Raw genomic sequence first — 21937 nt, 5'->3', positions numbered from 1 at the left:
AACAATCAAAGTGGGATATTGCCGTGCTTGCGCCACGGGTTTTCCATTTTTTTCTCGCGCAGCATGACCAGGCTGCGGCAGATGCGCCGGCGCGTCTCGTGCGGCAGGATCACGTCGTCAATAAAGCCGCGTGCGCCGGCAACAAAGGGATTGGCGAAACGCTCTTTGTATTCGGCCTCGCGGGCGGCGAGTTTGACCGGGTCGTTTTTATCTTCGCGGAAAATGATTTCCACCGCGCCCTTGGCGCCCATCACGGCGATTTCGGCATTGGGCCAGGCAAAGTTGACGTCGCCGCGCAGGTGTTTGCTGCTCATCACGTCGTAAGCGCCTCCGTAGGCTTTGCGTGTAATGACGGTGATTTTCGGCACCGTGCATTCCGCGTAGGCAAACAGTAGTTTGGCACCGTGTTTGATAATGCCGCCGTATTCCTGCGCCGTGCCCGGCATAAAGCCCGGCACATCCACGAAGGTGACCACGGGGATATTGAAGGCATCGCAAAAGCGCACAAAGCGTGCCGCCTTGATGCTGCTCTTGATGTCCAGGCAGCCGGCGAGCACCAGCGGCTGGTTGGCGACGATGCCCACCGTCTGCCCCTCCATGCGCGCAAAGCCGATGAGGATGTTCTTGGCGTACTCGGGCTGCAGCTCGAAGAAGTCGCCATCGTCCACGGTTTTGACGATCAGCTCCTTCATGTCGTAGGGCTTGTTCGGGTTGTCCGGCACCAGGGTGTCGAGGCTGTAGTCCATGCGGTCGGCCGGGTCCTGGCTGGGGCGCACGGGTGGCTTTTCGCGGTTGTTCAGCGGCAGGTAGTTGTACAGGCGGCGCAGCATCAAGAGCGCTTCGACGTCGTTCTCGAACGCCATGTCGGCCACGCCGCTCTTGGTGGTGTGGGTGATGGCGCCGCCCAGTTCCTCTGCCGTGACTTCCTCGTGCGTCACGGTTTTGACCACCTCGGGGCCGGTGACGAACATGTAGCTGCTGTCCTTCACCATGAAGATGAAGTCGGTCATGGCGGGCGAGTACACGGCGCCGCCGGCGCAGGGCCCCATGATCATGGAAATTTGTGGGATGACGCCAGAAGCGAGCACGTTCTTCTGAAATACGTCGGCGTAGCCGCCCAAAGACGCCACGCCCTCCTGGATGCGGGCACCGCCCGAGTCGTTCAGGCCGATCACTGGCGCGCCCACCTTCATGGCCTGCTCCATGATTTTGCAAATTTTCTCGGCGTGCGATTCGGACAAGGCGCCGCCAAAGACGGTGAAGTCCTGGCTGAAGATGAACACCAGGCGGCCATTGATCATGCCGTAGCCGGTGACCACGCCGTCGCCAGGAATCTTGTGGCCTTCCATGCCGAAGTCGGTGCAGCGGTGCTCGACGAACATGTCCCATTCCTCGAACGTGCCTTCGTCAAGCAGCAACTCAATGCGCTCGCGCGCCGTGAGCTTGCCCTTTTTGTGCTGCGCGTCGATGCGCTTTTGCCCCCCGCCCAGGCGGGCGAGTTCGCGCTTTTGCTCCAATTGGTCGAGGATGGTTTGCATGGGTCGTCCTTTGAAAAATTCTGTTTGCTATTAAATTAGTAGCTGCTCGCGCTTATCCAGCCTGCGCTGCAAGCAGATTTCTTGCTGCAGTGCTGGCTGCGATGCGGCCTGCGGCCACGTCGGCCTGCAAGCTGGGCAAGAGCGCCTGCACCTGGGGGTGTTGGCGAAAAGCGTGCTTGAGCCCGGTGTCGATGCGCTCCCACATCCAGGCCAGGGCCTGCTTCTCGCGGCGCGCGGCCAGGCGGCCATTGGTGGTCTGCAACTGGCGGTATTGCTGCACTGCCGCCCAAAAGCCATCCACGCCCTGGTGCTGCAGGGCGCTGATTTGCAGCACCTGCGGCACCCAATGGCTGGCGTCGTGCGGGTCGCGCTCGGGGTTGCCGTGCAGGCCCAAGAGGCGCAGGCTGGAGGTGATTTGCGATTGCGCGCGGGTGGCGGCGCGTGGGTCGATGTCGGCCTTGTTGATGACCACCAGGTCGGCCAGCTCCATCACGCCTTTTTTGATGGCCTGCAGGTCGTCGCCCGCGTTGGGCAGTTGCAGCAGGCAGAACATGTCCGTCATGCCGTGGACTGCGGTTTCGCTCTGGCCCACGCCCACGGTTTCCACAATCACCACGTCGTAGCCTGCGGCCTCGCACACCAGCATGGCCTCGCGTGTCTTCTCTGCCACGCCGCCCAGGGTGCCGCCGCTGGGGCTGGGGCGGATGTAGGCGGCTTCCTGCTGGCACAGCTGCTCCATGCGCGTCTTGTCGCCCAGGATGGAGCCGCCGGTGACGGACGATGAGGGGTCGATCGCCAGCACGGCCACCTTGAGCCCCTGGCCAATCAGGTACAGGCCGAGTGCCTCGATGAAGGTGGATTTGCCCACGCCGGGCACGCCGCTGATGCCCAAACGCAGCGCGCGGCCGGTGTGCGGCAGCAGTGCGGTGAGCAGCTCGTCGGCCTGGGCGCGGTGGTCGGGCCGGGTCGATTCGAGCAGCGTGATGGCCTTGGCCATGGCGCGGCGGCGCGCCAGGGGCGCACCGCTGGTGATGGCGTCGAGCAAGGTGAAAGGTGTCATGCCGGTTTACAAAATCTCGAAGCTGCGACCATCGGGCAGGCGGTAGCGGGAGAAGTCGCGCACGTCGATGGTCCAGATTTGCTGGGTGTTGGTTTCTTGCGCAGCCCAGACCAGCGTGGCGTCGGCAAAGTCCATTTGCGTCCGCCGGCTGTCGGTGTATTGCTGCATCAGCGCCAGCATCTCACCCAAATGGCCGGGGTCGAATGGAAAGATGTTGACGGCGCCCTGCTCTATCCAGCGCAGCATCTGCCAGCGGGTTGTCGGGGACAGAAAGTGCGAGGCCTCGACCACGCAGGGCCAGGTGGTGGTCAGGCGCCAGCCTGCAGGCTCAGACTGCAGCAGCGCGCGGTAATGCGGGTGGGCAATTTCATCCCCATCAAACAGCGCCACCAGCGGGCCGGTATCGAGCAAAGCCACGTTCACGGTGCGCTGCCTTCATCGTCGGGCACCCAGGCCACGCCTTTTTTGCGCGCCTCCTGGTAGGCCAGCCAGTCTCGGGATTGTTCTTCGTGTTGCGCGCGCAGTTTGCTGCGCAGGCTGTCCCCGGTGCTGGGTGGCACAGTGCCTTCCAATACCCCCTCGCCCACGCGGTACTGCGCCGCCTCTTCCATCACCTGGTGGTAGAGCTGCGCCGGGTCTTTGCGCCCGAGCGCACGCTCGACGGCAGCGATGATGAACTGCGACTTGGTCACCCCTTGACGCTTGGCGGCAAGCTCCAGCTCACGCTCCAGCAAAGGCTCCATGCGGACAGATACAGCCATGGTGTTCTCCTGTTGAAATACGGTATTACTGTATTTCAAATCAGGGCATCAGGCAATCGCCTTCTTGATTTGCTCCAGCACATCCTTGGCGCTGGCCGGAATCGGCGTGCCAGGGCCGTAGATGCCCTTGACGCCCGCATCCCACAAAAAGTCGTAATCCTGCGCCGGAATCACGCCGCCGACGAAGACGATGATGTCATCTGCGCCCTGTTCCTTCAAAGCCTTGATGATGGCGGGCACCAGCGTCTTGTGGCCGGCGGCGAGCGTGCTGACGCCAATGGCGTGCACGTCGTTCTCGATCGCCTGGCGCGCGCATTCCTCGGGCGTCTGGAACAGCGGGCCGATGTCCACGTCGTAGCCCAGATCGGCAAAGGCGGTGGACACCACCTTGGCACCCCGGTCATGGCCGTCCTGGCCCAGCTTGGCGATCATCACGCGCGGGCGGCGGCCCTCTTGTTCAGCAAAGGCGTTGATCTCGCCCTTGAGCTTTTCCCAGCCCTCGGCGCTGTCGTAGGCGGCAGCATAGACACCAGTGACCATTTGCGTATCCGCACGGTGGCGGCCAAAGGATTTTTCCAGGGCGTCCGACACCTCGCCCACCGTGGCGCGCAGGCGAATGGCTTTGATGGCCAGGTCCAGCAGGTTGCCGCTGCCCGACTCTGCTGCAGAAGTGAGAGCTGCCAGCGCAGCATCCACGGCGCTTTGGTCGCGTTTGGCCTTGATGGCGTTGAGGCGTGCAATCTGGCTCTCGCGCACCTTGACGTTGTCCACCTCCAGGATGTCCACCGGGTCTTCCTTGGCCAGCTTGTACTTGTTGACGCCGACGATGACCTCTTTGCCCGAGTCGATGCGCGCTTGCTTTTCAGCCGCTGCGGCCTCGATCTTGAGCTTGGCCCAGCCCGAGTCCACGGCAGCGGTCATGCCGCCCATGGCTTCGACTTCTTCGATGATCTTCCAGGCGGCGTCCGCCATGTCCTGGGTCAGCTTCTCCATCATGTAGCTGCCAGCCCAGGGGTCGATCACGTTGGTGATGTGGGTCTCTTCCTGGATGATGAGCTGCGTATTGCGCGCGATGCGCGCAGAAAACTCCGTCGGCAGGGCAATGGCTTCATCGAGCGCGTTGGTGTGCAGGCTTTGCGTGCCGCCAAAGACGGCGGCCATGGCCTCGATGGTGGTGCGCACCACGTTGTTGAACGGGTCTTGCTCCGTCAGGCTCCAGCCTGAGGTCTGGCAGTGCGTGCGCAGCATCAGGCTCTTGGGATTCTTCGCGCCCGTGGCCTTCATGATGCGGCACCACAACAGGCGCGCGGCGCGCATCTTGGCGATCTCCAGGTAGAAGTTCATGCCGATCGCCCAAAAGAACGACAGGCGGCCCGCAAATTCGTCCACGTCCATGCCCTTGGCGACGGCGGTCTTCACGTACTCCTTGCCGTCGGCCAGCGTGAAGGCCAGTTCCAGCGCCTGGTTGGCACCGGCTTCCTGCATGTGGTAGCCGCTGATGCTGATCGAGTTGAACTTCGGCATGTTCTTGGCCGTGTACTCGATGATGTCGCCGATGATGCGCATCGACGGCTTGGGCGGGTAGATATAGGTGTTGCGCACCATGAACTCTTTCAGAATGTCGTTCTGAATCGTTCCGGAGAGCTTGTCCTGGCTCACGCCCTGCTCTTCCGCTGCCACCACGTAGCCGGCGAGCACCGGCAGCACGGCACCGTTCATGGTCATGGAGACGGATACCTTGTCGAGCGGAATCTCGTTGAAGAGGATTTTCATGTCCTCCACCGAATCGATCGCCACGCCCGCCTTGCCCACGTCGCCGGTCACGCGCGGGTGGTCTGAGTCGTAACCCCGGTGCGTGGCCAGGTCAAACGCCACCGAAACGCCCTGCCCGCCCGCAGCCAGCGCCTTGCGATAGAAGGCGTTGGACTCTTCAGCGGTCGAGAAGCCCGCGTATTGGCGGATCGTCCACGGGCGCACGGCGTACATGGTGGCCTGTGGGCCGCGCAGATAGGGCTCAAAGCCCGGCAGCGTGTTGGCGTAGGGCAAATCCTGCGTGTCGGCGGCGGTGTACAGGGGTTTGACGCTGATGCCGTCGGGTGTTGTCCAGTGGAGCGCCTCCACGTTGCCGCCGGGGGCAGATTTGGCGGCGGCCTTGGCCCAGGCGTCGAGGTCGGCAGTCTTGAAGATGGAATCGGGGTGGCTCATGGTGGCAGGCCGCTTTCGCAAAATTGGCAAGACGGAGGGCAAACCCGGCGCATGGCTACGCCGATTTGCACGATGGCGGGAGTGTACCCTAGCTGTAATTATTAATTCTTAACTCTTTTGCTTTACATTTGAGCACATGTACCCTGTCGCCCCCCTTACACCCAAAGCCTTGTACGAGCAGGTTGCCGAGCAACTGCGCCAGCGCATCTTCCGGCGCGAGCTGGCTCCGGGCAGCTGGATCGACGAGTTGAAAATCGCTGAGGAATTTGGCATCAGCCGCACCCCGCTGCGCGAAGCCATCAAGGTGCTGGCCGCCGAAGGTTTGGTGACCATGAAGGTGCGCCGGGGCGCCTACGTGACTGAGATGAGCGACAAGGATTTGCACGACGTGTACCACCTGCTCTCGCTGCTGGAGAGCGACGCCGCCGCCATCGTCGCCCACACCGCCAGCGCAGAGCAGCTGCAGCAATTGCAGGCGTTGCACGCCGAGCTCGAACGCAGCACCGGCGAGCGCGACCAGTTTTTTGCCGTCAACGAGCGTTTTCACATGGCGCTGCTGGAAATTGCCAACAACCGCTGGCGCGACCAGTTGGTGGCCGATTTGCGCAAGGTGATGAAGCTCAACCGCCACAATTCCCTGCTCAAGCAGGGGCGCATCGAAGAATCCCTGACCGAGCACCGCAACCTGATGGCGGCGCTGCAGGCGCACGATGCCAGCGCGGCACGGCTGGCGATGCAGTCGCATTTTGAAAACGGCCTGCAGGCAGCGGCCTGAGAGCGTAAACACGCTCTGAACCCCTTCCCCCAGGCGCAGCGCTATCATTTCGGGCTTTACCCAGGGTTGACCCTGACTCACCTGCCCGCATGACCCTCCTGCCCACGCCTGCCGCCCGTTCTTTGCAAGACTGCCACACCCTGCCTCAGCTGCTCGCCTGGCGCAGCGCACGCACCCCGGGGGGCGAGGCTTATCGGCAGTTTGACCCCGCCGCAGGCCGCTGGGCCAGCTTGAGCTGGGAGCAAACCCAGGCGCGCGTGCAGCAATGGGCGCGCGCCATCGCTGCCAGCCGCCTGCCCGCAGGTGCGCGCATTGCCATCTTGCTGCCCAATGGCTGGGATGCTATGAGCATCGACCAGGCTGCACTGGCCACCGGTTGCGTGCCGGTGCCGCTGCACGCCATCGACAACCCCGGCAGCATTGCCTTCATCTTGCAAGACGCGCAGGTCAGCATGTTGATCGTCGCCGAGGCGCAGCAATGGGAGGGCGTGCGCGACGCCGGCCTGGAGCTGCCCCAGCTGCAGCACGTGGTGCTGACCGACCCGCAGCAGCAACGCGCCAGCCCCAGCCTGAACCTGCCGCGCATCTCGCGCCTGGCCGACTGGCTGGCCCAGGCACCCGACGACCAGGCTCTGCCGCCGCCGCCCGGCCCGCAAGACCTGGCCGCCATCGTCTACACCAGCGGCACCACCGGCAAGCCCAAGGGCGTGATGCTCACGCACGCCAACGTCATGGCCGACGTCAAGGCGGTGCTCGCGCGCGTCACGCCCACGCCGCAAGACGTTTTCCTGTCGTTTTTGCCGCTATCGCACACGTTTGAGCGCACCGCCGGTTACTACCTGGCGCTGGCAGCGGGCAGCTGCGTGGTCTACGCGCGCTCGGTGGCGCTGCTGGCTGAAGACCTGCAAAGCCAGCGCCCGACCGTGCTCATCTCCGTGCCGCGCATTTACGAGCGCATCCACGCCAAGCTGCAAGAAAAACTCAGCGCCTCCCCGTTCAAACAGCAGCTGTTTGCCGCCGCCCAGGCCGTCGGCTGGCGGCGTTTTCGCGCTGCGCAAAAACTGTCCCCCGTGCCAACAGACCAGGCCGGCGGCTGGCTGCGCCACCTGCCCTGGCCGCTGCTGCGCGCACTGGTCGCGCGGCCACTGCTGGCCCAGTTGGGTGGGCGCGTGCGTGTGGCTGTGAGTGGCGGCGCGCCGCTCTCGCCCACCATCGCAGAATGCTTTCTCGGCCTGGGCCTGCCGCTGCTGCAGGGCTACGGCATGACCGAAACCACCCCGGTGGTCAGCGCCAACGGCCTGCACGACAACGACCCCGCCACCGTGGGCCGCGCCCTGCCCGGGGTGGAGGTGCGCATTGGCGAGAACCGCGAGCTGCAGGTGCGCGGCGCCATCGTCATGAAAGGCTACTGGGGCCGCCCCGAGGACACGGCCAAAGCCTTTACCACCGACGGCTGGCTGGGCACGGGCGACCAGGCCGAGATCGTCGATGGGCGCATTCGCATCCTCGGGCGCATCAAGGAAATCATCGTCACCTCGACCGGAGAAAAAGTGCCGCCCGCCGACCTGGAGCTGGCCATCGCCGCCGACCCGCTGATCGAGCAGGCGCTGGTGATTGGCGAGCAGCGCCCCTTCATTTCGTGTGTGGTCACGCTGCGCAGCCAGGAATGGCGCCAACTGGCGGCTGAACTGGGCCTGCCCGCCGACGACCCGGCGAGCCTGCAGGATTTTGCTGCCCAGCGCCGGGTGCTAGAGCACATCGAGCGCCGCTGCGCCCACTTTCCGCGCTACGCCGTGCCACGCGCCGTACACCTGGTGCGCGACGCCTGGACCATAGACAACGGCTTCATGACCCCGACGCTCAAACTCAAGCGCAAGCCCTTGATGGCGCACTACAGCGCCGCCATCGAAGCCCTGTACCAAAAGCGGTAAATCAAAAGCGTTAATCCCGCCCCGGCTCGGGCGGGCGCACCTGCTGCGCCAGCAGGGCAAACGCCTCTTTGTGCGCCTGCAGCATGGCCTGGCTGCGGGCGTTGTCTTGCTCCAGCTGCTGGCAGCGCTGCTGCAGCTGCTGTTGTTCTTGCTGCAAATTTTGTAGCGTCTCACGCTGATTCTGCAAGGCTTGCACGGCTTTTTGCTCTGCATTTTCTTGCTCTTGCGCTATTTTTTGTGCCATTTCTTGCGCCGCTTGCAGTGCCTGGGCCTGTGCGCTGTGCTGCGCTTGCAGCCGGGCGTGCGCCTGCTCCAGCGCCTGTAGGGCTGCTTGCGACTGCGCGCCCTCGGCCTGGTGCTGGCGCGCCTGCTGCTCGGCCTGGGCCAGTGCCAAGGCTTGCGCGGCCGCCTCTTGCTGCGCCTGTGCCAATGCCTGCTGGCTGGCCGTGAGCTGCTGGCCCTGGCGGCGAATCTCACTTTGCAGGTACTGCGCCTGCTGCTCGTGTTGGCGCTGCTGCTGCTCGCGCTGCTCCTTGGCGGCCTGGCGGAAATGTTCCAGGCTGCGCTGTGCGTGCTGGTGCTTTTCTTCGAGCGATTGGCGGTGCTGTGCCTCTTGCCCCAGGCGCGCCTTGAGGTCGGCGTTTTCCTGGCCTTGGCGGGCCTGGGCCAGTTCGGCAGCGCGCAGCTGCTCTTGCGCGCCCTGGTGCGCCCGGCGCTCGGCATGCAGCAGCTCGGCCTGGGCTTGCCAGCGCTGCTGCTGCTCTTGCAACTGCGCCTGCTGGGCCTGGGCACTGGCCTCTAGCGCCTGCAGCTGCGCCTGGTGCTGCGCCTGCAGCGTGGTGATGCGGGCGTCAGCCTCTTCCTGCAGGCGTGCGGACAGGCGCCCCACCAGCTCTTGCAACGCCTCGCTGACGGCAATTTTGCTGCCGCTGGGCGCGCCCTCCTCCTCTTCGATCTCTTTCAGATAGCGGTGGATGGTGGTTTTGGAGCCCGTATGCCCAAGTTCGGCACGTACCGCGTCAATGCTGGGGTTGCGCCCCTGCGCCAGCAGGCGCTCGCGCGCGCGCTGCACCTCTGCCTTGTAAATACCGCCGCGTGCCATGCCATGCCCTTTGCTGTAATTTCGTACTGTGTTACGTGGTACGATTGTACATACTATTTATCGATGCGATTGTTTTGTTATTTGAAAAATTTCACATTGGATAATGGCGTATTATCAAATCCGACCGGGTTTTTCAGGGGTGTTGCTGCCCCTGGCGCCCCGTGGGCGGTACACCTGCGCCGCCGCACCTCCTGAAAACATGCCACCGCCAGCCCCTTCCCTACCCCCCAGCCTGGACAGCCTGCTCGCCGCCGCCGAGCGCGCCAATACCCAGCGCAGCTACGCCCAGGCGTTGCGCCATTTCGAGCAGGAATGGCAGGGCTTCCTGCCCGCCACCGAGGGCCAGGTGGCGCAGTACCTGGCCGATCACGCCCACAGCCTGTCGATCGCCACCTTGCGCCAGCGCCTGGCCGCCCTGGCGCATTGGCATGGGGAGCAGGGCTTTGCCGATCCGACCAAGGGCTTGCTGGTGAAAAAAGTGCTGCGCGGCATCCGCGCCACGCGCCCGATCCAGGTGCAGCAGGCACAGCCCCTGGCGCTGGCGCAGCTGCAGCAGGCCGATGCCTGGCTGGCACACCAGCAGGCTGCGGCGCAGACCGGGGGCGACAAGGTGCAAGCGCTGCGCCACGCGCGCGACCGGGCGATGCTCCTGCTGGGGTTTTGGCGCGGCTTTCGCTCCGACGAGATCACACGCCTGGCGATCGAGCACCTGCAGCTCACGCCCGGCCAGGCCCTGGTGTGCTACCTGCCGCAATCCAAGGGCGATCGGCTCAACCTTGGGCGCAGTTTTGACTGCCCGGCGCTGCCGCGCCTGTGCCCGGTGGCCGCCACCCATGCCTGGCTGCAGCTCTCAGGCTTGCGGGCGGGGCCGTTGTTTCCGGGCATTGACCAGTGGGGCCACGTTGCCAGCCGCCCCATGGCCGCCGCGAGCATCGCCCCCTGGTTGCAGAAATTGCTGCACGCTGCGGGCATTGAAGGCGCTGCAGGCTTTAGCAGCCACTCGCTGCGCCGTGGCTTTGCCAACTGGGCGCGCGATGCCGGCTGGGATCTGCGCGAGCTGATGGCCTACGTCGGCTGGAAGGACATGAAATCCGCCCTGCGCTACCTGGACGCCGGCGGCAGTGGTCTGCAGGCGCGGTTTGCGCAGGCGCTGGGGAGTGAGGGCACGGTTGGAGACAACCGCCCTGCGTTGTAGGGCGGCATATCGCTTTTCCTCTCGCTTGTTGGCCTGGCGCAGGCTGATGACGCCCACGGCATCGGGGCGCAGGCAATAAATCATTACGTGCAAGCGGTTGCCGATGTAGCCCATGGCCTCGAAACGCTGCTCGGCGTACTGCTTGCGCGTGCTGAGCGCTACGCCAGCCCCGGCTGCGTTTTCAGGTTTGCAGCTGCGCCCACACCTTATCGAGCCGCTTGCTGCTCACCGGGTACGGGGTTTTGAGCTCTTGGGCGAAAAAGCTCACGCGCAGCTCCTGCAGCATCCAGCGGTATTCCTGCATCCGCGCATCCTGCGCGCCCTTGCGCTCGGCCAGCAAACGCGTGTAGCGCTGCTCCAGCGGTTGCAGCTCTTTGAGCCGGGCTGCATCGCGCGCCGGATCAGCGCGGTATTTATCCAGGCGCACGGTGATGGCCTTGAGGTAGCGCGGGAAATGCTGCAGCTGCGCCCAAGGGGCCTGGGCGATGAACTGCTTGGCTATCAAATTTTGTAGCTGCTTGCCCGCGTCCTGCGTGGCTTCAGGGGCGTTTTTTGTGTCCTTGATCTTGCGCTGTGCGGCGGCGTATTCCGTCAGGATGGTGCCGGCCAGGCGCGCCACTTCGTTGGCAATCAGGGTCAGGCGGCCCCGGCCCTCTTGTACGCGCTGGGCGAACTGCTCGGCGTTGTGCGGCAGGGGTTCTTGCAAAAAGGCGCGGTCCATGGCGGTGGCGATGATCTGCGCGCGCAGCTCCTCCTGCGTGCCCAGCGGCATATAGGCCACGGCCATTTTTTGCAGGTCGGGGATGTTTTTCTCCAGGTACTTGAGCGCATCCTTGATGGCGAGCGCCACCAGGCGGCGCAGGCCCAGGCGGTGGCGGGCGGCGGCCACCTCGGGCTCGTCAAAGACTTCGATGGTGACGGCGTCGCCCTGGTCGATCAGGGCTGGAAAGCCGACCAGGGTGTGGGCCCCTTTTTTCAGCTCCATCAGTTCGGGCAGCGCGCCAAAGCTCCACTGGGTATAGCGGCTGTCGCTGTGGTGAGGGGCTGTGGCACTTTCAGGCGCTTCTTTTTTAGGAGCTGCTTGCGCTTGCCCAGTGCTGGTTTCAGGTAGTTTTTGCTCTGATTTTGGCTCTGGGTCAGCGCCAGCAGCTATCTTTAACGTAGCAAGCGCCTGGAACGCGCCGCGTGCCTTGCTGCCCCATTCGGCCTTGAGCGCGGCCAGGTTGCGCCCCTGGCCGAGCTGGCGGCCATGCTCATCGACCACGCGCAGGTTCATGAACAGGTGCGGACTGAGCATGTCGGGCTTGAAGTCGGCGCGCTTGACATCGAGCGAAGTTTCATCCCGCGCCTGTTTCAAAAGTACGTCGATCAAGCCGCCCTGGCGCCAGCGTTCCTGCTGCAAAAACTGCTGCGCCAGGCGCTCGGCGTGCTCGGGCAGGGGCACGAAGCGGCTTCTCGGGCGCTGCGGCAGGCTTTTCAAGAGCGCCTGGATTTTTTCCTTGAGCATCCCTGGCACCAGCCATTCGGCGCGTTCCTCGCTCGCCTGGTTCAGGGCGAACAGCGGGATCGTCACCGTCAGCCCGTCGCGCGGGTTGCCCAGCTCGTGCAGGTAGCTGGCGGCGCAATCGACGCCGCCCAGGCGCACGATTTTGGGGAATTTGTCGCTGGTGATGCCCGCCGCCTCGTGGCGCATGAGCTCGTCTTTGGACAGGCGCAAAAGCTGCGGCTGATCCTTGCTCGCCTGGCGGAACCACTTGTCAAACGTGGCGCCGCTGTAGATGCCCTCGGGAATCGCCTGGTCGTAGAAGGCGTAGATCAGCTCGTCGTCCACCAGCACGTCCTGGCGGCGGCTTTTGTGCTCCAGTTCCTCGACTTTGCGCACCGTCTTGTGGTTGGCGGCGAGGAAGGGCCAGGGCGACTCCCATTCGCCCTCGACCAGTGCGCGGCGGATGAACATCTGCCGTGCTTCGTGCGGGTCGATGCGGCCGTAGCTCACGCCGCGCTGGCTGTAAACGACCAGGCCGTAGAGCGTGGCACGCTCGTAAGCGACGACATCGGCCTGCTTTTTGCTCCAATGCGGGTCTAAAAGCTGTTTTCTGAGCAGATGGCCGCCCACCTCCTCCAGCCACTGCGGCTCGATGGCGGCAATGCCCCGGCCATACAGGCGCGACGTTTCGACCTGCTCGGCGGCGACGATCCAGCGCCCCGGCTTCTTGTTCAGGTGCGCGCCCGGGTGCGGGTGGAACTTGATGGCGTGCGCGCCCAAATAAGCCTCGCTCTCCTCGCCCTTGAAGCCGATGTTGCCCAAGAGGCCAGCGAGCATGGACAGGTGCACGGCCTCGTAGCCCGCCGGCTGGGGGTTGAGCGGCCACTGGTGCTCGCGCACCACGGTCAGCAGCTGCGAGTGGATGTCGCGCCACTCGCGCACACGGCGGATGTTCAGGTAGTTTTGCCGCAGCAATTGCTCCCACTGGCGGTTGCTGAGTTTGTGCGTGTCAGCCCCTGGCGCGGGCGTGGCGGGGGCGGTGGGCGCTGGCTGGGCACCGCTGGCGCGCTGGCTCACCGGTAAAAACGCCTGGTTCCTGGCCTTGTCAGCCGGCGCCGCCTGCGCCGCCATCTCCTTGCGGCTGCTGGCCACCACCTTGCCGCCGCGCGCGTCGTGCAGCCAGTGCCACAGGCGCACGTAGCCGGAAAACTCGCTTTTCTCGTCGTCAAACTTGGCGTGCGCCTGATCGGCCTGGGCCTGCGCCTCCAGGGGGCGGTCGCGCACGTCCTGCACCGAGAGGGCGGCGGCGATGATGAGCACCTCGGCCAGCGCGCCGCGTGTGCGCGCCTCGACGATCATGCGGCCCACGCGTGGATCGAGCGGCAGCTTGGCCAGCTCCCGGCCCATGGGCTGCAGCTGGCCGCGCTCGTCCACCGCGCCCAGCTCCTGCAAGAGCTGGTAGCCGTCGGCAATCGCGCGGCCCGAGGGCGCTTCGAGGAAGGGGAAGTTGACCACGTCGCCCAGGCCGAGCGACTTCATGCGCAGGATGACGCCGGCAAGCGATGAACGCAAAATTTCCGGGTCGGTGAAGCGGTCGCGCTGGTTGAAGTCCGCCTCGTCATACAGGCGGATGCAGATGCCGTTGGCCACGCGCCCGCAGCGGCCAGCGCGTTGGTTGGCGGCCGCCTGGCTGATGGGCTCAACCAGCAGCTGCTCTACTTTGCTGCGAAAAGAATAGCGCTTGACGCGCGCCGTGCCTGCGTCAATCACGTATTTGATGCCAGGAACGGTGAGCGAAGTTTCGGCCACGTTGGTGGCGAGCACGATGCGCCGGCCCGTGTGGCTGTCAAAAATCCTGTCCTGCTCGGCCTGCGACAGGCGCGAGAACAACGGCAGCACCTCGGCGCTTCGGAGGATGGGCGAATGCTGCAGGTGCTTGCGCAGGTGGTCGGCGGCCTCGCGGATTTCGCGCTCGCCGGGCAGGAAGATCAGGATGTCGCCACCCGCGCCGCCTTGCCATAACTCATCGACGCCATCGGCAATGGCATCGTTGAGGTCAAAGTCCTTTTTTTCTTCAAAAGGCCGCCAGCGCATCTCCACCGGGTAGGTGCGCCCGGACACCATGATGACCGGCGCTGGCCCGTTCTTGCTTTCAAAGTGCTTGGCAAAGCGTTCGGCATCGATGGTGGCGGACGTGACCACCACCTTCAAATCGGGCCGCTGCGGCAGGATTTGGCGCAAGTAGCCCAGCAGAAAGTCGATGTTCAGGCTGCGCTCGTGCGCCTCGTCGATGATGAGGGTGTCATATGCTGTGAGCAGCGGATCGGTCTGCGTCTCGGCCAGCAAAATGCCGTCGGTCATGAGCTTGACGGAGGCGCCTTTTTGCAGCGTGTCGGCAAAACGCACCTTGTAGCCCACGACCTCGCCGGGCGGCGTTTTCAGCTCCTCGGCAATGCGCTTGGCGACGCTGCTGGCCGCAATGCGCCGGGGCTGGGTGTGGCCGATCAGGCGGCCCTTTTGGCCCTCGGGGGCGTTGCACTTGCCGCGCCCCAGCGCCAGGGCGATCTTGGGCAATTGCGTGGTCTTGCCCGAGCCGGTTTCGCCGCAGACGATGATGACCTGGTGCTTTTGCATCGCAGCCATGATGTCTTCGCGGCGGCTGGAGACGGGAAGGGACTCGGGAAAGGTGATCTGAAACGGCAGAGGCAAGTGGGGGGGCATAAGGGGCGCAATTATCCGTTACAGCAGCGCCGGCGGGCTTTGACTACAATCCGCGCCTTTCGGGTTTACCCCAGGCCGCCCGGCCATCGCCCTTTGTCATCGCCGCCCGCCCATGCACCAGCCACCAGGACACCGCCCCGCTCTGCCCTACAACCCCGCGCTCGACGGTCTGCGCGGCGTGGCCATCTTGCTCGTCATGCTCTCGCACGCGCACGCACCGCTGTTCGAGGGGGCGTTCTACGGCGTCGATCTGTTTTTTGTGCTGAGCGGCTACCTCATCAGCACCTTGCTGCTGCAGGAGGTGGAACGCAGCGGGCGCATTGCCTACTGGCGCTTCTACAGCCGCCGCCTGTACCGGCTGATGCCGGCGCTGGCGCTGTTCCTGCTCGCCTACTGCCTGTTCGCGCCGCTGCTTTGGCCCGATTTGACCGACGTCTATAGCGACGCCCTGGTGTCCTTCTTCTACCTGGCGGACTACGGCATTGCCTTTTTCGACCAGCCCGGCACGCTGCTGCACATGTGGTCGCTGGCGGTGGAGGAGCATTTCTACCTCGTCTGGCCACCGCTGTTGATGCTGCTGGTGCGCACCAGCGCCCCCGGCCAGCGCTGGCGTGCCATCGCCCTGCTGTGGCTGCTGGCCTGGGCCTGGCGTGGGCTGTGGGTGGCGCAGGGCCAGCAGTTCTACGAGATTTTCTTTCGCTTCGACACCCGCGCCAGCGGCCTGCTGCTGGGCAGCCTGCTGGCTGCGCTGCTGCTGGAGCAGCCGGCCTGGTTCGCTGCCCTGCGCCAGCGTCTGGCGCACGGCATGTGGCTGGTGCTGGCCGTGCCGCTGCTCATGGCCCATGCCTGGGACGACATGAACGTCATGCTCTGGGGCCTGACCCTGGTCGAATGCGCCACCCTGGTCGTGCTGCTGGCGCTGCAAAACGACCGCAGCCCCCTGCACGAGATGCTGCGCGCACCGGCGCTGGTGTGGGTGGGCAAACTTTCTTACGGCATCTACCTCTGGCATTACCCCATCGTGCGCTATCTGCGCGCCGACTGGCACTGGGCGCCCACGGTGCTGCTGGGCTTTGCCCTGTCGGCGCTGCTGGCCTGGGTTTCGCTCATGACGGTCGAGCGCTGGGCGCTGCGCTGGCGCGACCGCCAACGCCAGCCACGCAGCCCACGCCCTGTGCCCCTGGCGGCGCCAACGGCTCCTGTAAAAGCTACAAAAACAATAGCTACTCGCGCTTGTCCGGCGCCTGTTTGAGCCAAAAAAGCACCAAAAACCGCGAAACCGCATACACTGCGCAACGTTTTGTGCCTGCCCCCGGCCCCGGGGGCAGGCTTTTTTCCATCCTGACTGCCGTTGACACCGCCCATGTCCACCGTTTTCAACTTCACCTTCGTGCCCTGGTTTCGCTCGGTGGCGCCGTATATCCACAAGTTTCGCCACCAGACTTTCGTCATCGGCCTGCCGGGTGAGGCGATTGCGGCCGGCAAGCTGCAGGTGATTGCGCAAGACCTGGCCATGATCCAGGCCATGGGCGTAAAGATTGTGCTGGTGCACGGCTTTCGCCCGCAGGTGAACGAGCAACTGGCGGCCAAAGGCCATGCGGCGCGCTACTCGCACGGCCTGCGCATCACCGACCCGGTGGCGCTCGACTGCGCCCAGGAGGCCGCCGGCCAGCTGCGCTACGAGATCGAGGCCGCGTTCAGCCAGGGCCTGCCGAACACGCCCATGGCGGGCTCCAAGGTGCGGGTGATCTCGGGCAACTTCATCACCGCGCGCCCGGTGGGCATCGTCGATGGCGTGGATTTTCAGCACTCGGGCATGGTGCGCAAGGTGGACGTGGCCGGCATCCAGCGCGGCCTGGACATGGACGCGCTGGTACTGATGTCGCCCTTTGGCTTCTCGCCCACCGGCGAAGCCTTCAACCTGGCGATGGAAGAAGTCGCCACGCGCGTGGCCAGCGAGCTCAAGGCCGACAAGCTCATTTTTTTGGCCGAAGTGCCCGGCATCCGCACGCGCCCGGAGGAGCCCGAGAGCGAGGACAACCCCATCGACACCGAGCTGCCCCTGGCCCAGGCACGCCAGCTGCTCACCAAGCTGCCCCCGGCGCTGCGCCCGACCGACCCGGCGTTTTACCTGCAGCACTGCGTGCGCGCCTGCCAGCATGGCGTCGAACGCAGCCACATCATCCCGTTTGCTGCCGACGGCGCGCTCTTGCTCGAAATTTACGTGCACGACGGCATTGGCACCATGGTGGTCGATGAAAAACTCGAAGAGCTGCGCGAGGCCACGGCCGACGACGTCGCCGGCATCCTGCAACTGATCGAGCCCTTCGAGAAAGACGGCACCCTGGTCAAACGCGACCGCACCGAGATCGAGCGCGACATTGCCAACTACACCATCATCGAGCACGACGGCGTGCTCTTTGGCTGCGCCGCGCTCTACCCCTACCCCGAACAAAAAACCGGCGAGATGGCCGCCGTCACCGTCTCACCGCAAAGCCAGGGCACGGGCGACGGCGAGAAGCTGCTCAAGCGCATCGAGCAGCGCGCACGCGAGCAGGGGCTCGCCAGCCTGTTCGTGCTGACCACGCGCACCATGCACTGGTTCTTGAAGCGCGGCTTTGCCCCGGTCGATCCCAACTGGCTGCCCGAGGCGCGCAAGCGCAAGTACAACTGGGACCGCAAGAGCCAGGTACTGGTCAAGCGGCTGTAACAAACGCGCGCTGGGTCAGTCGATATCCACCTGCGCCGGGTCCAGAAACTGCTGGGCGTAGCGCAGGTACACGCGCTCGCGCACAAAGATGGCGAACAGGTCCGGGTCGATGTGGCCACCGTCGGTCATGCGCTGCATGATGGCCAGCGCTTCAGAGAGCTTCATGCCTCGCTTGTAGGGCCGATCGACGGCCGTGAGGGCTTCAAAGATGTCCGCCAGGCCCAACATGCGCGCCTGCCAGCTCATTTGCTCGCGCGTCAGGCCCCGGGGGTAGCCGCGCCCGTCCATGCGCTCGTGGTGGCCGCCGGCGTATTCGGGCACGTTTTTCAGGTGCCCGGGCCAGGGCAGGCTCTCGAGCATTTTGATGGTGGCGACGATGTGGTGGTTGATGACATCGCGCTCGGCCTGGGTCAGGGTGCCGGCGCGTATCGTCAGGTTGTCCACCTCCTCGGCCGTCAAAAAGGCCGTGCGCACCCCTTGCGGGTTGCGCCACTGGTGCGCCTGGGCAATGTCGCGCACGCGTTGCTGTGCGGCTTCGGACATGGCTTCGCTGCCCTGGTTGCTGCTGCGCAGAAAATCGCGCTCGGTGTGCAGCTGGCGCATGTGCTGCTGCAGCTGCTGCTGCAGTTGTGCTTCTGCCACCGCGTCTTGCACGGGGCGCAGCGCCAGTTGGTGGCGCAGCGTGTCGATCTGGGCGTCGCGCTTGAGCACTTCAAAGCGCGTGTCGATCAGGTCGATGCGGTCAAAAATGGTTTGCAGCTTGGTGGCCTTGTCCACCACGTGCACGGGCGTGGTGATCTTGCCGCAGTCGTGCAGCAGGCCGGCCATTTTGAGCTCGTAGCGGTCGCGCTCGGTCATGGCAAATTCGGCCAGCGGGCCTTGCGTGCAGGCGTGGGCGGCTTCGGCCAGCGCCATGGTCAGGGCGGGCACGCGCTGGCAATGGCCGCCGGTGTAGGGAGATTTTTCGTCAATCGCCAGGTTGATGAGCTGCACAAAGGACTCAAACAGGTGTTCGAGCTGGCCTATGAGCTGGCGGTTGCTCAAGGCGATGGCCGCTTGCGAGGCCAGCGATTCCGCCAGGTGCTGGTCTTGCGCGCTGAAGGCGCGTACTGCGCCGCCTTCGCAGGCGCGGGCGTTGATGAGCTGCAGCACGCCGATCAGCTCATGCTCGTGGTTTTTCATCGGCACGGTCAAAAACGACTGCGAGCGGTAGCCCGTGCGGGCATCAAAGGCGCGGGTGCCAGAAAAATCAAAATTCTTCTGGCAATAGGCGTCGGCAATGTTCACCGTGCGGTCGTGCACCGCCGCGTGCACGGCCACCAGGCGGTCGTTGGGACTGCCATCGGCCTGGTGCAGGGGCAGGTCGGGAAACTGCGGCGCCTCCTCCCCCGGGCCGCCCAGGCGCAGGCCCAGCGAATCGGTGCGCACGATGGCAAAGCGCAGCGCCTGGCCGTCTTCGCGCACGCGGTAGAGCGTGCCACCATCGGCGCCCAGCAGCTCTTTGGCAGCATCGAGAATGCTGGCCAGAAGGCGCTCGGTATCACGTTCGCGCGAGAGCGCAGCGCCGATGCGGTTGAGCTGCTCCAGCCGTTCGAGCAGCGCGTGTTCACTGTCTTGGCCCATCATCCCCTCCTGGCGGTTGGTATGGACGCATGGTAGCCAAATGTGAGTTAGCAGAGCGCAGGTGATGCACCAGTGTGTTGCCGGGTATGATCGCAAACATGAATATGCCAAGAATCTTTTATGTGCTACGCCTGTGGGTGCTGGCCTGGTTCCTGGCATCACTCGGTGTGGCCATCGCCGCGCCCATCGTGCATCCGCAGCCGGTGCAGCTCATCTGCTCCGGCACTGGCGCCATCATGCTGCTCATGCAGACCGATGACGGCACGGTGGAAAAAATGGGATCGTCCGGCATGGACTGCCCGCTGTGCACGCCAGTAGGTGCACCGCCGGCCCCGGCGATCGGCACAGTGATCCCGCCCTTGCCCCTGGCCCATGCGCTGCAACCCATCGAGGCTGCACGCATCGCAGCCGCCACCGCTGCGCCCCTGCCGGCGCGTGGCCCGCCCCCACTCTCCTGACCGACTCCCGCTTCGCCTGCACCCGCCCCCCCCTGCGGCCGTGGGCCTGTGTGTCTGCGCCTGAGCCTGCCTGCGCCACGCCGCCTTTGCGCACAAGGGCCGGCCCGCGCAGCCGCGCCATCCGTTCAAGAGAGTTTCCATGACCCGTTTCCCTGCCCGCGTGGCCGCCACGCGCGCCCATGCCCCTTCGTTCACCCTGTCACCTCTGTATGCCAGCCTGCTGGCAGGCCTGGCCTTCGCGCCCCTGGCAGCCGCAGCCCAAGGCCAGAGCACTGATACGCCCACGCTGCAAGCCGTGCAGGTGGTCGATTCCGTACCCACGCCCAATGGCCGCCTGAACCTCGATACTCCGGTCGAAACCGGCAGCCGCCTGGGTCTGACGGCGCGCGAGAACCCAGCCGCCGTCACCGTGGTGGACCGCGCCACCATCGAGGCGCGCGGCGCCCAGGACACGCAGGAAATCCTGCGCGCCATTCCTGGGGTGACCGCGCACAACGCACCGGGTTCCATGGCTGCGCACTACCGGGGTTTCACCAGCAATTCGGTAGCGCAGCTCTACAACGGCATCAGCCCACAGTACGGCAGTGCCACGCGTGCGGTGGACAGCTGGATTTACGACCGCGTCGAGGCCATCGGCGGCGCGTCAAGCTTTTTGTACGGCTCGGGCGGCGTCGGCGGCTCCATCAACTACATCACCAAGACGGCCGAGCGCAGCGACTTTGCCGAGGGCCAGTTGCGCCTGGGCGCGTACGATTTGAAGGAGGTGTCGGTGGGCCTGAACCGCCGCATCGCAGGCGGCGATGGCAGCGCAGGCCCTGCGCACTACGCGCGCATCGACCTCAACCACCGCAACGCAGGCAGCTGGACCGAGGGCACCAAGACCGAGTCCACCCAGCTGGCGACCTCGCTGTTGTCGGATCTGGGCGGAGGTTGGACGCACACATTGGCTTACGAGTACCAGAAGGACCATGTGGACCGCCCCTACTGGGGCACACCGGTGCTCAACCCCGCCGAGGGCGCGCTGCGCATCGACCCGGCCACGCGCTTCAAGAACTACAACAGTGCGGACGGTATGTACGAGCACCGTGTGCAGTGGCTGCGCTCGGTGGCGCAGTGGCGCGTGTCTGATGCGCTGCAGCTCAAGAACACGTTCTACGTGTACGACGCCCTGCGCGACTACCGCAATGTCGAGATCTACACCTTCAACGCGAACAACACCGCTGTCACCCGCACCTCCCCCTACCTGCAGCGCCACGACCAGACGCTGGTGGGCGACCGGCTGGAGGGCACCTACCAAGGCCAGTGGGCGGGCAAAAAAAGCGACTGGGCCTTTGGCCTGGACGTGAGCGTGAACCGGCAGACGCGCTTCCCCTTCGGCCCTTCGGTCACGGTGAGCACGGTAAACCCCTACCACTTCACGACCGAGAACTTCTTTGACATCCCCGGCATGTCGCCAGCGTTGAACCCGGACAAGAACAACAAGATCACCAACACCGCGCTGTACCTGGAAAACCGCACCCTGGTAGCCCCCGGGGTGAACCTGATTACTGCGCTACGGCACGAGCGCATCGACCTGGAGCTGGTGAACCGCCGCGCCGTGACGGCCACCGCGCCTGCCACTTTCAGCCGCAGCTACAACCCCACCACGGGCCGCCTGGGTGTGGTGTGGGACATTGCGCCTGGTGCCAACCTGTATGCGCAGGCCTCCAACGCCGCCGACCCGCCCTCGGGCTCGCTGGCCTCGGCCTCGTTTGCCGATGTGCGCAACAACAGCGAGCTGACCACGGGCCGCCAGGTCGAAGTCGGCAGCAAGTTCGACTTCTGGGACGGCAAGGGCAGCGCCACGGTGGCGGCCTTTGACATCCGCCGCCAGAACATCGCCTCGCAAGACCCGTCCAACCCCAACCTCACGGTGCTGGTTGGCGAGCAGTCGTCCAAGGGCATCGAGCTGTCGGCGGGCATTCGCCCCACGCCGCAATGGCAGCTGCAGGGCAACCTGTCGCTGATCCGTGCACGGTACGAGAACTTTGTGCAGGGCGGCGTTTCGCGCGCGGGCAATGTGCCGCAACTGGTGCCGCAGCAGGTGGCCAACCTATGGGCGTCGTATGCGATCACGCCCACCGTCACCGCCAGCGCTGGCGTGCGCTATGTCGGCAAGGTGTATGGCAATGCGGCCAACACCAAGTACTGGCCGTCGTACACGCTGCTCGATCTGGGCCTGGCGTGGAAGATCAACAAGACGACGACCTTGACAGGCCGCGTGCGCAACGCCACCGACCGCATCTATGCGGCCGAGACGCGGGACCAGGTCTACCTCGGCGCGCCGCGCACCGCCGACGTGACGCTGCACGTCGCGTTCTGAGTTGCCGGAG

The 21937-nt window shown here is 65.0% G+C and carries 15 protein-coding genes and 1 pseudogene; 7 read left to right on the top strand and 9 right to left on the bottom strand.

Going from position 1 to position 21937, the window contains the following annotated elements; translation table 11 throughout:
* Positions 1–5: 5 nt before the first annotated feature.
* From G7045_RS06425 to scpA, 5 genes are read right to left on the bottom strand one after another with little or no spacing between them, the layout of a single operon-like run.
* On the bottom strand, positions 6–1538 hold the full coding sequence (locus tag G7045_RS06425; RefSeq protein ID WP_166158856.1) for an acyl-CoA carboxylase subunit beta: 1533 nt from the start codon (positions 1536–1538) through the stop codon (positions 6–8).
* A 52-nt stretch (positions 1539–1590) separates the two neighbouring features.
* Complete coding sequence (meaB, locus tag G7045_RS06420; protein ID WP_166158854.1) at positions 1591–2598, bottom strand: methylmalonyl Co-A mutase-associated GTPase MeaB; 1008 nt, start codon at positions 2596–2598, stop codon at positions 1591–1593.
* Positions 2599–2604: 6 nt separating this feature from the next.
* Complete coding sequence (locus tag G7045_RS06415; RefSeq protein WP_166158852.1) at positions 2605–3021, bottom strand: type II toxin-antitoxin system VapC family toxin; 417 nt, start codon at positions 3019–3021, stop codon at positions 2605–2607.
* On the bottom strand, positions 3018–3359 hold the full coding sequence (locus G7045_RS06410; RefSeq protein WP_166158850.1) for a hypothetical protein: 342 nt from the start codon (positions 3357–3359) through the stop codon (positions 3018–3020). Before G7045_RS06410 ends, G7045_RS06415 begins: the two co-directional genes overlap by 4 nt.
* Positions 3360–3407: 48 nt before the next feature.
* Positions 3408–5564, bottom strand: a complete 2157-nt coding sequence (gene scpA, locus G7045_RS06405; RefSeq protein WP_166158848.1) for a methylmalonyl-CoA mutase — start codon at positions 5562–5564, stop codon at positions 3408–3410.
* Positions 5565–5700: 136 nt separating this feature from the next.
* Between scpA and G7045_RS06400 the strand changes: the two genes are divergently transcribed.
* Entirely contained in the window at positions 5701–6339 is a 639-nt protein-coding gene (locus G7045_RS06400) for a GntR family transcriptional regulator (protein WP_166158846.1), read from the top strand.
* A gap of 89 nt (positions 6340–6428) precedes the next feature.
* Positions 6429–8270 (top strand): long-chain fatty acid--CoA ligase, encoded by a 1842-nt coding sequence (locus G7045_RS06395; RefSeq protein ID WP_166158844.1) that lies wholly within the window; start codon positions 6429–6431, stop codon positions 8268–8270.
* Positions 8271–8280: 10 nt separating this feature from the next.
* Here G7045_RS06395 and G7045_RS06390 read toward each other — a convergent pair whose 3' ends face one another.
* Positions 8281–9372, bottom strand: coding sequence for a DNA-binding protein (locus G7045_RS06390; protein ID WP_166158842.1), 1092 nt, complete (start codon positions 9370–9372; stop codon positions 8281–8283).
* Between the two features lie 199 nt (positions 9373–9571).
* Between G7045_RS06390 and G7045_RS06385 the strand changes: the two genes are divergently transcribed.
* Positions 9572–10567 (top strand): tyrosine-type recombinase/integrase, encoded by a 996-nt coding sequence (locus G7045_RS06385; RefSeq protein ID WP_166158840.1) that lies wholly within the window; start codon positions 9572–9574, stop codon positions 10565–10567.
* A gap of 30 nt (positions 10568–10597) precedes the next feature.
* On the opposite strand, the pseudogene G7045_RS14895 reads toward G7045_RS06385, so the two are convergent.
* Together G7045_RS14895 and hrpA are read right to left on the bottom strand one after the other, a co-directional pair.
* Positions 10598–10777: pseudogene (locus G7045_RS14895) on the bottom strand (BrnT family toxin); the annotation flags it as partial.
* Positions 10749–14774 carry an ATP-dependent RNA helicase HrpA gene (gene hrpA, locus G7045_RS06375; RefSeq protein ID WP_370521741.1) on the bottom strand — a complete coding sequence of 1342 codons (4026 nt, stop codon included), beginning with the start codon at positions 14772–14774 and terminating at the stop codon, positions 10749–10751. The gene hrpA and the pseudogene G7045_RS14895, both read right to left, overlap by 29 nt.
* Before the next feature lie 112 nt (positions 14775–14886).
* On the opposite strand from hrpA, the gene G7045_RS06370 reads away from it, so the two are divergent.
* The gene (locus tag G7045_RS06370) at positions 14887–16026 is read left to right on the top strand and encodes an acyltransferase (RefSeq protein ID WP_166158838.1); all 1140 of its coding nucleotides are present in this window, start codon (positions 14887–14889) and stop codon (positions 16024–16026) included.
* A 111-nt stretch (positions 16027–16137) separates the two neighbouring features.
* Positions 16138–17484 (top strand): amino-acid N-acetyltransferase, encoded by a 1347-nt coding sequence (gene argA / locus G7045_RS06365; protein WP_166158836.1) that lies wholly within the window; start codon positions 16138–16140, stop codon positions 17482–17484.
* A gap of 15 nt (positions 17485–17499) precedes the next feature.
* On the opposite strand, the gene G7045_RS06360 is transcribed toward argA, so the two are convergent.
* A complete protein-coding gene (locus tag G7045_RS06360; protein ID WP_166158834.1) occupies positions 17500–19107 on the bottom strand; it encodes an HD domain-containing phosphohydrolase in 1608 nt (535 codons plus the stop codon).
* 98 nt (positions 19108–19205) lie between these two features.
* Here G7045_RS06360 and G7045_RS06355 point away from each other — a divergent pair, with 98 nt between their 5' ends.
* Together G7045_RS06355 and G7045_RS06350 are read left to right on the top strand one after the other, a co-directional pair.
* Positions 19206–19565 (top strand): DUF2946 family protein, encoded by a 360-nt coding sequence (locus G7045_RS06355; RefSeq protein ID WP_205737215.1) that lies wholly within the window; start codon positions 19206–19208, stop codon positions 19563–19565.
* A 139-nt stretch (positions 19566–19704) separates the two neighbouring features.
* A complete protein-coding gene (locus G7045_RS06350; protein WP_240919288.1) occupies positions 19705–21927 on the top strand; it encodes a TonB-dependent siderophore receptor in 2223 nt (740 codons plus the stop codon).
* The last annotated feature ends 10 nt before the right edge of the window (positions 21928–21937 follow it).

The organism is Acidovorax sp. HDW3 (genome assembly GCF_011303755.1).
Lineage (GTDB): Bacteria > Pseudomonadota > Gammaproteobacteria > Burkholderiales > Burkholderiaceae_C > Paenacidovorax.
This window is presented reverse-complemented; position numbering and strand designations above follow the sequence as displayed.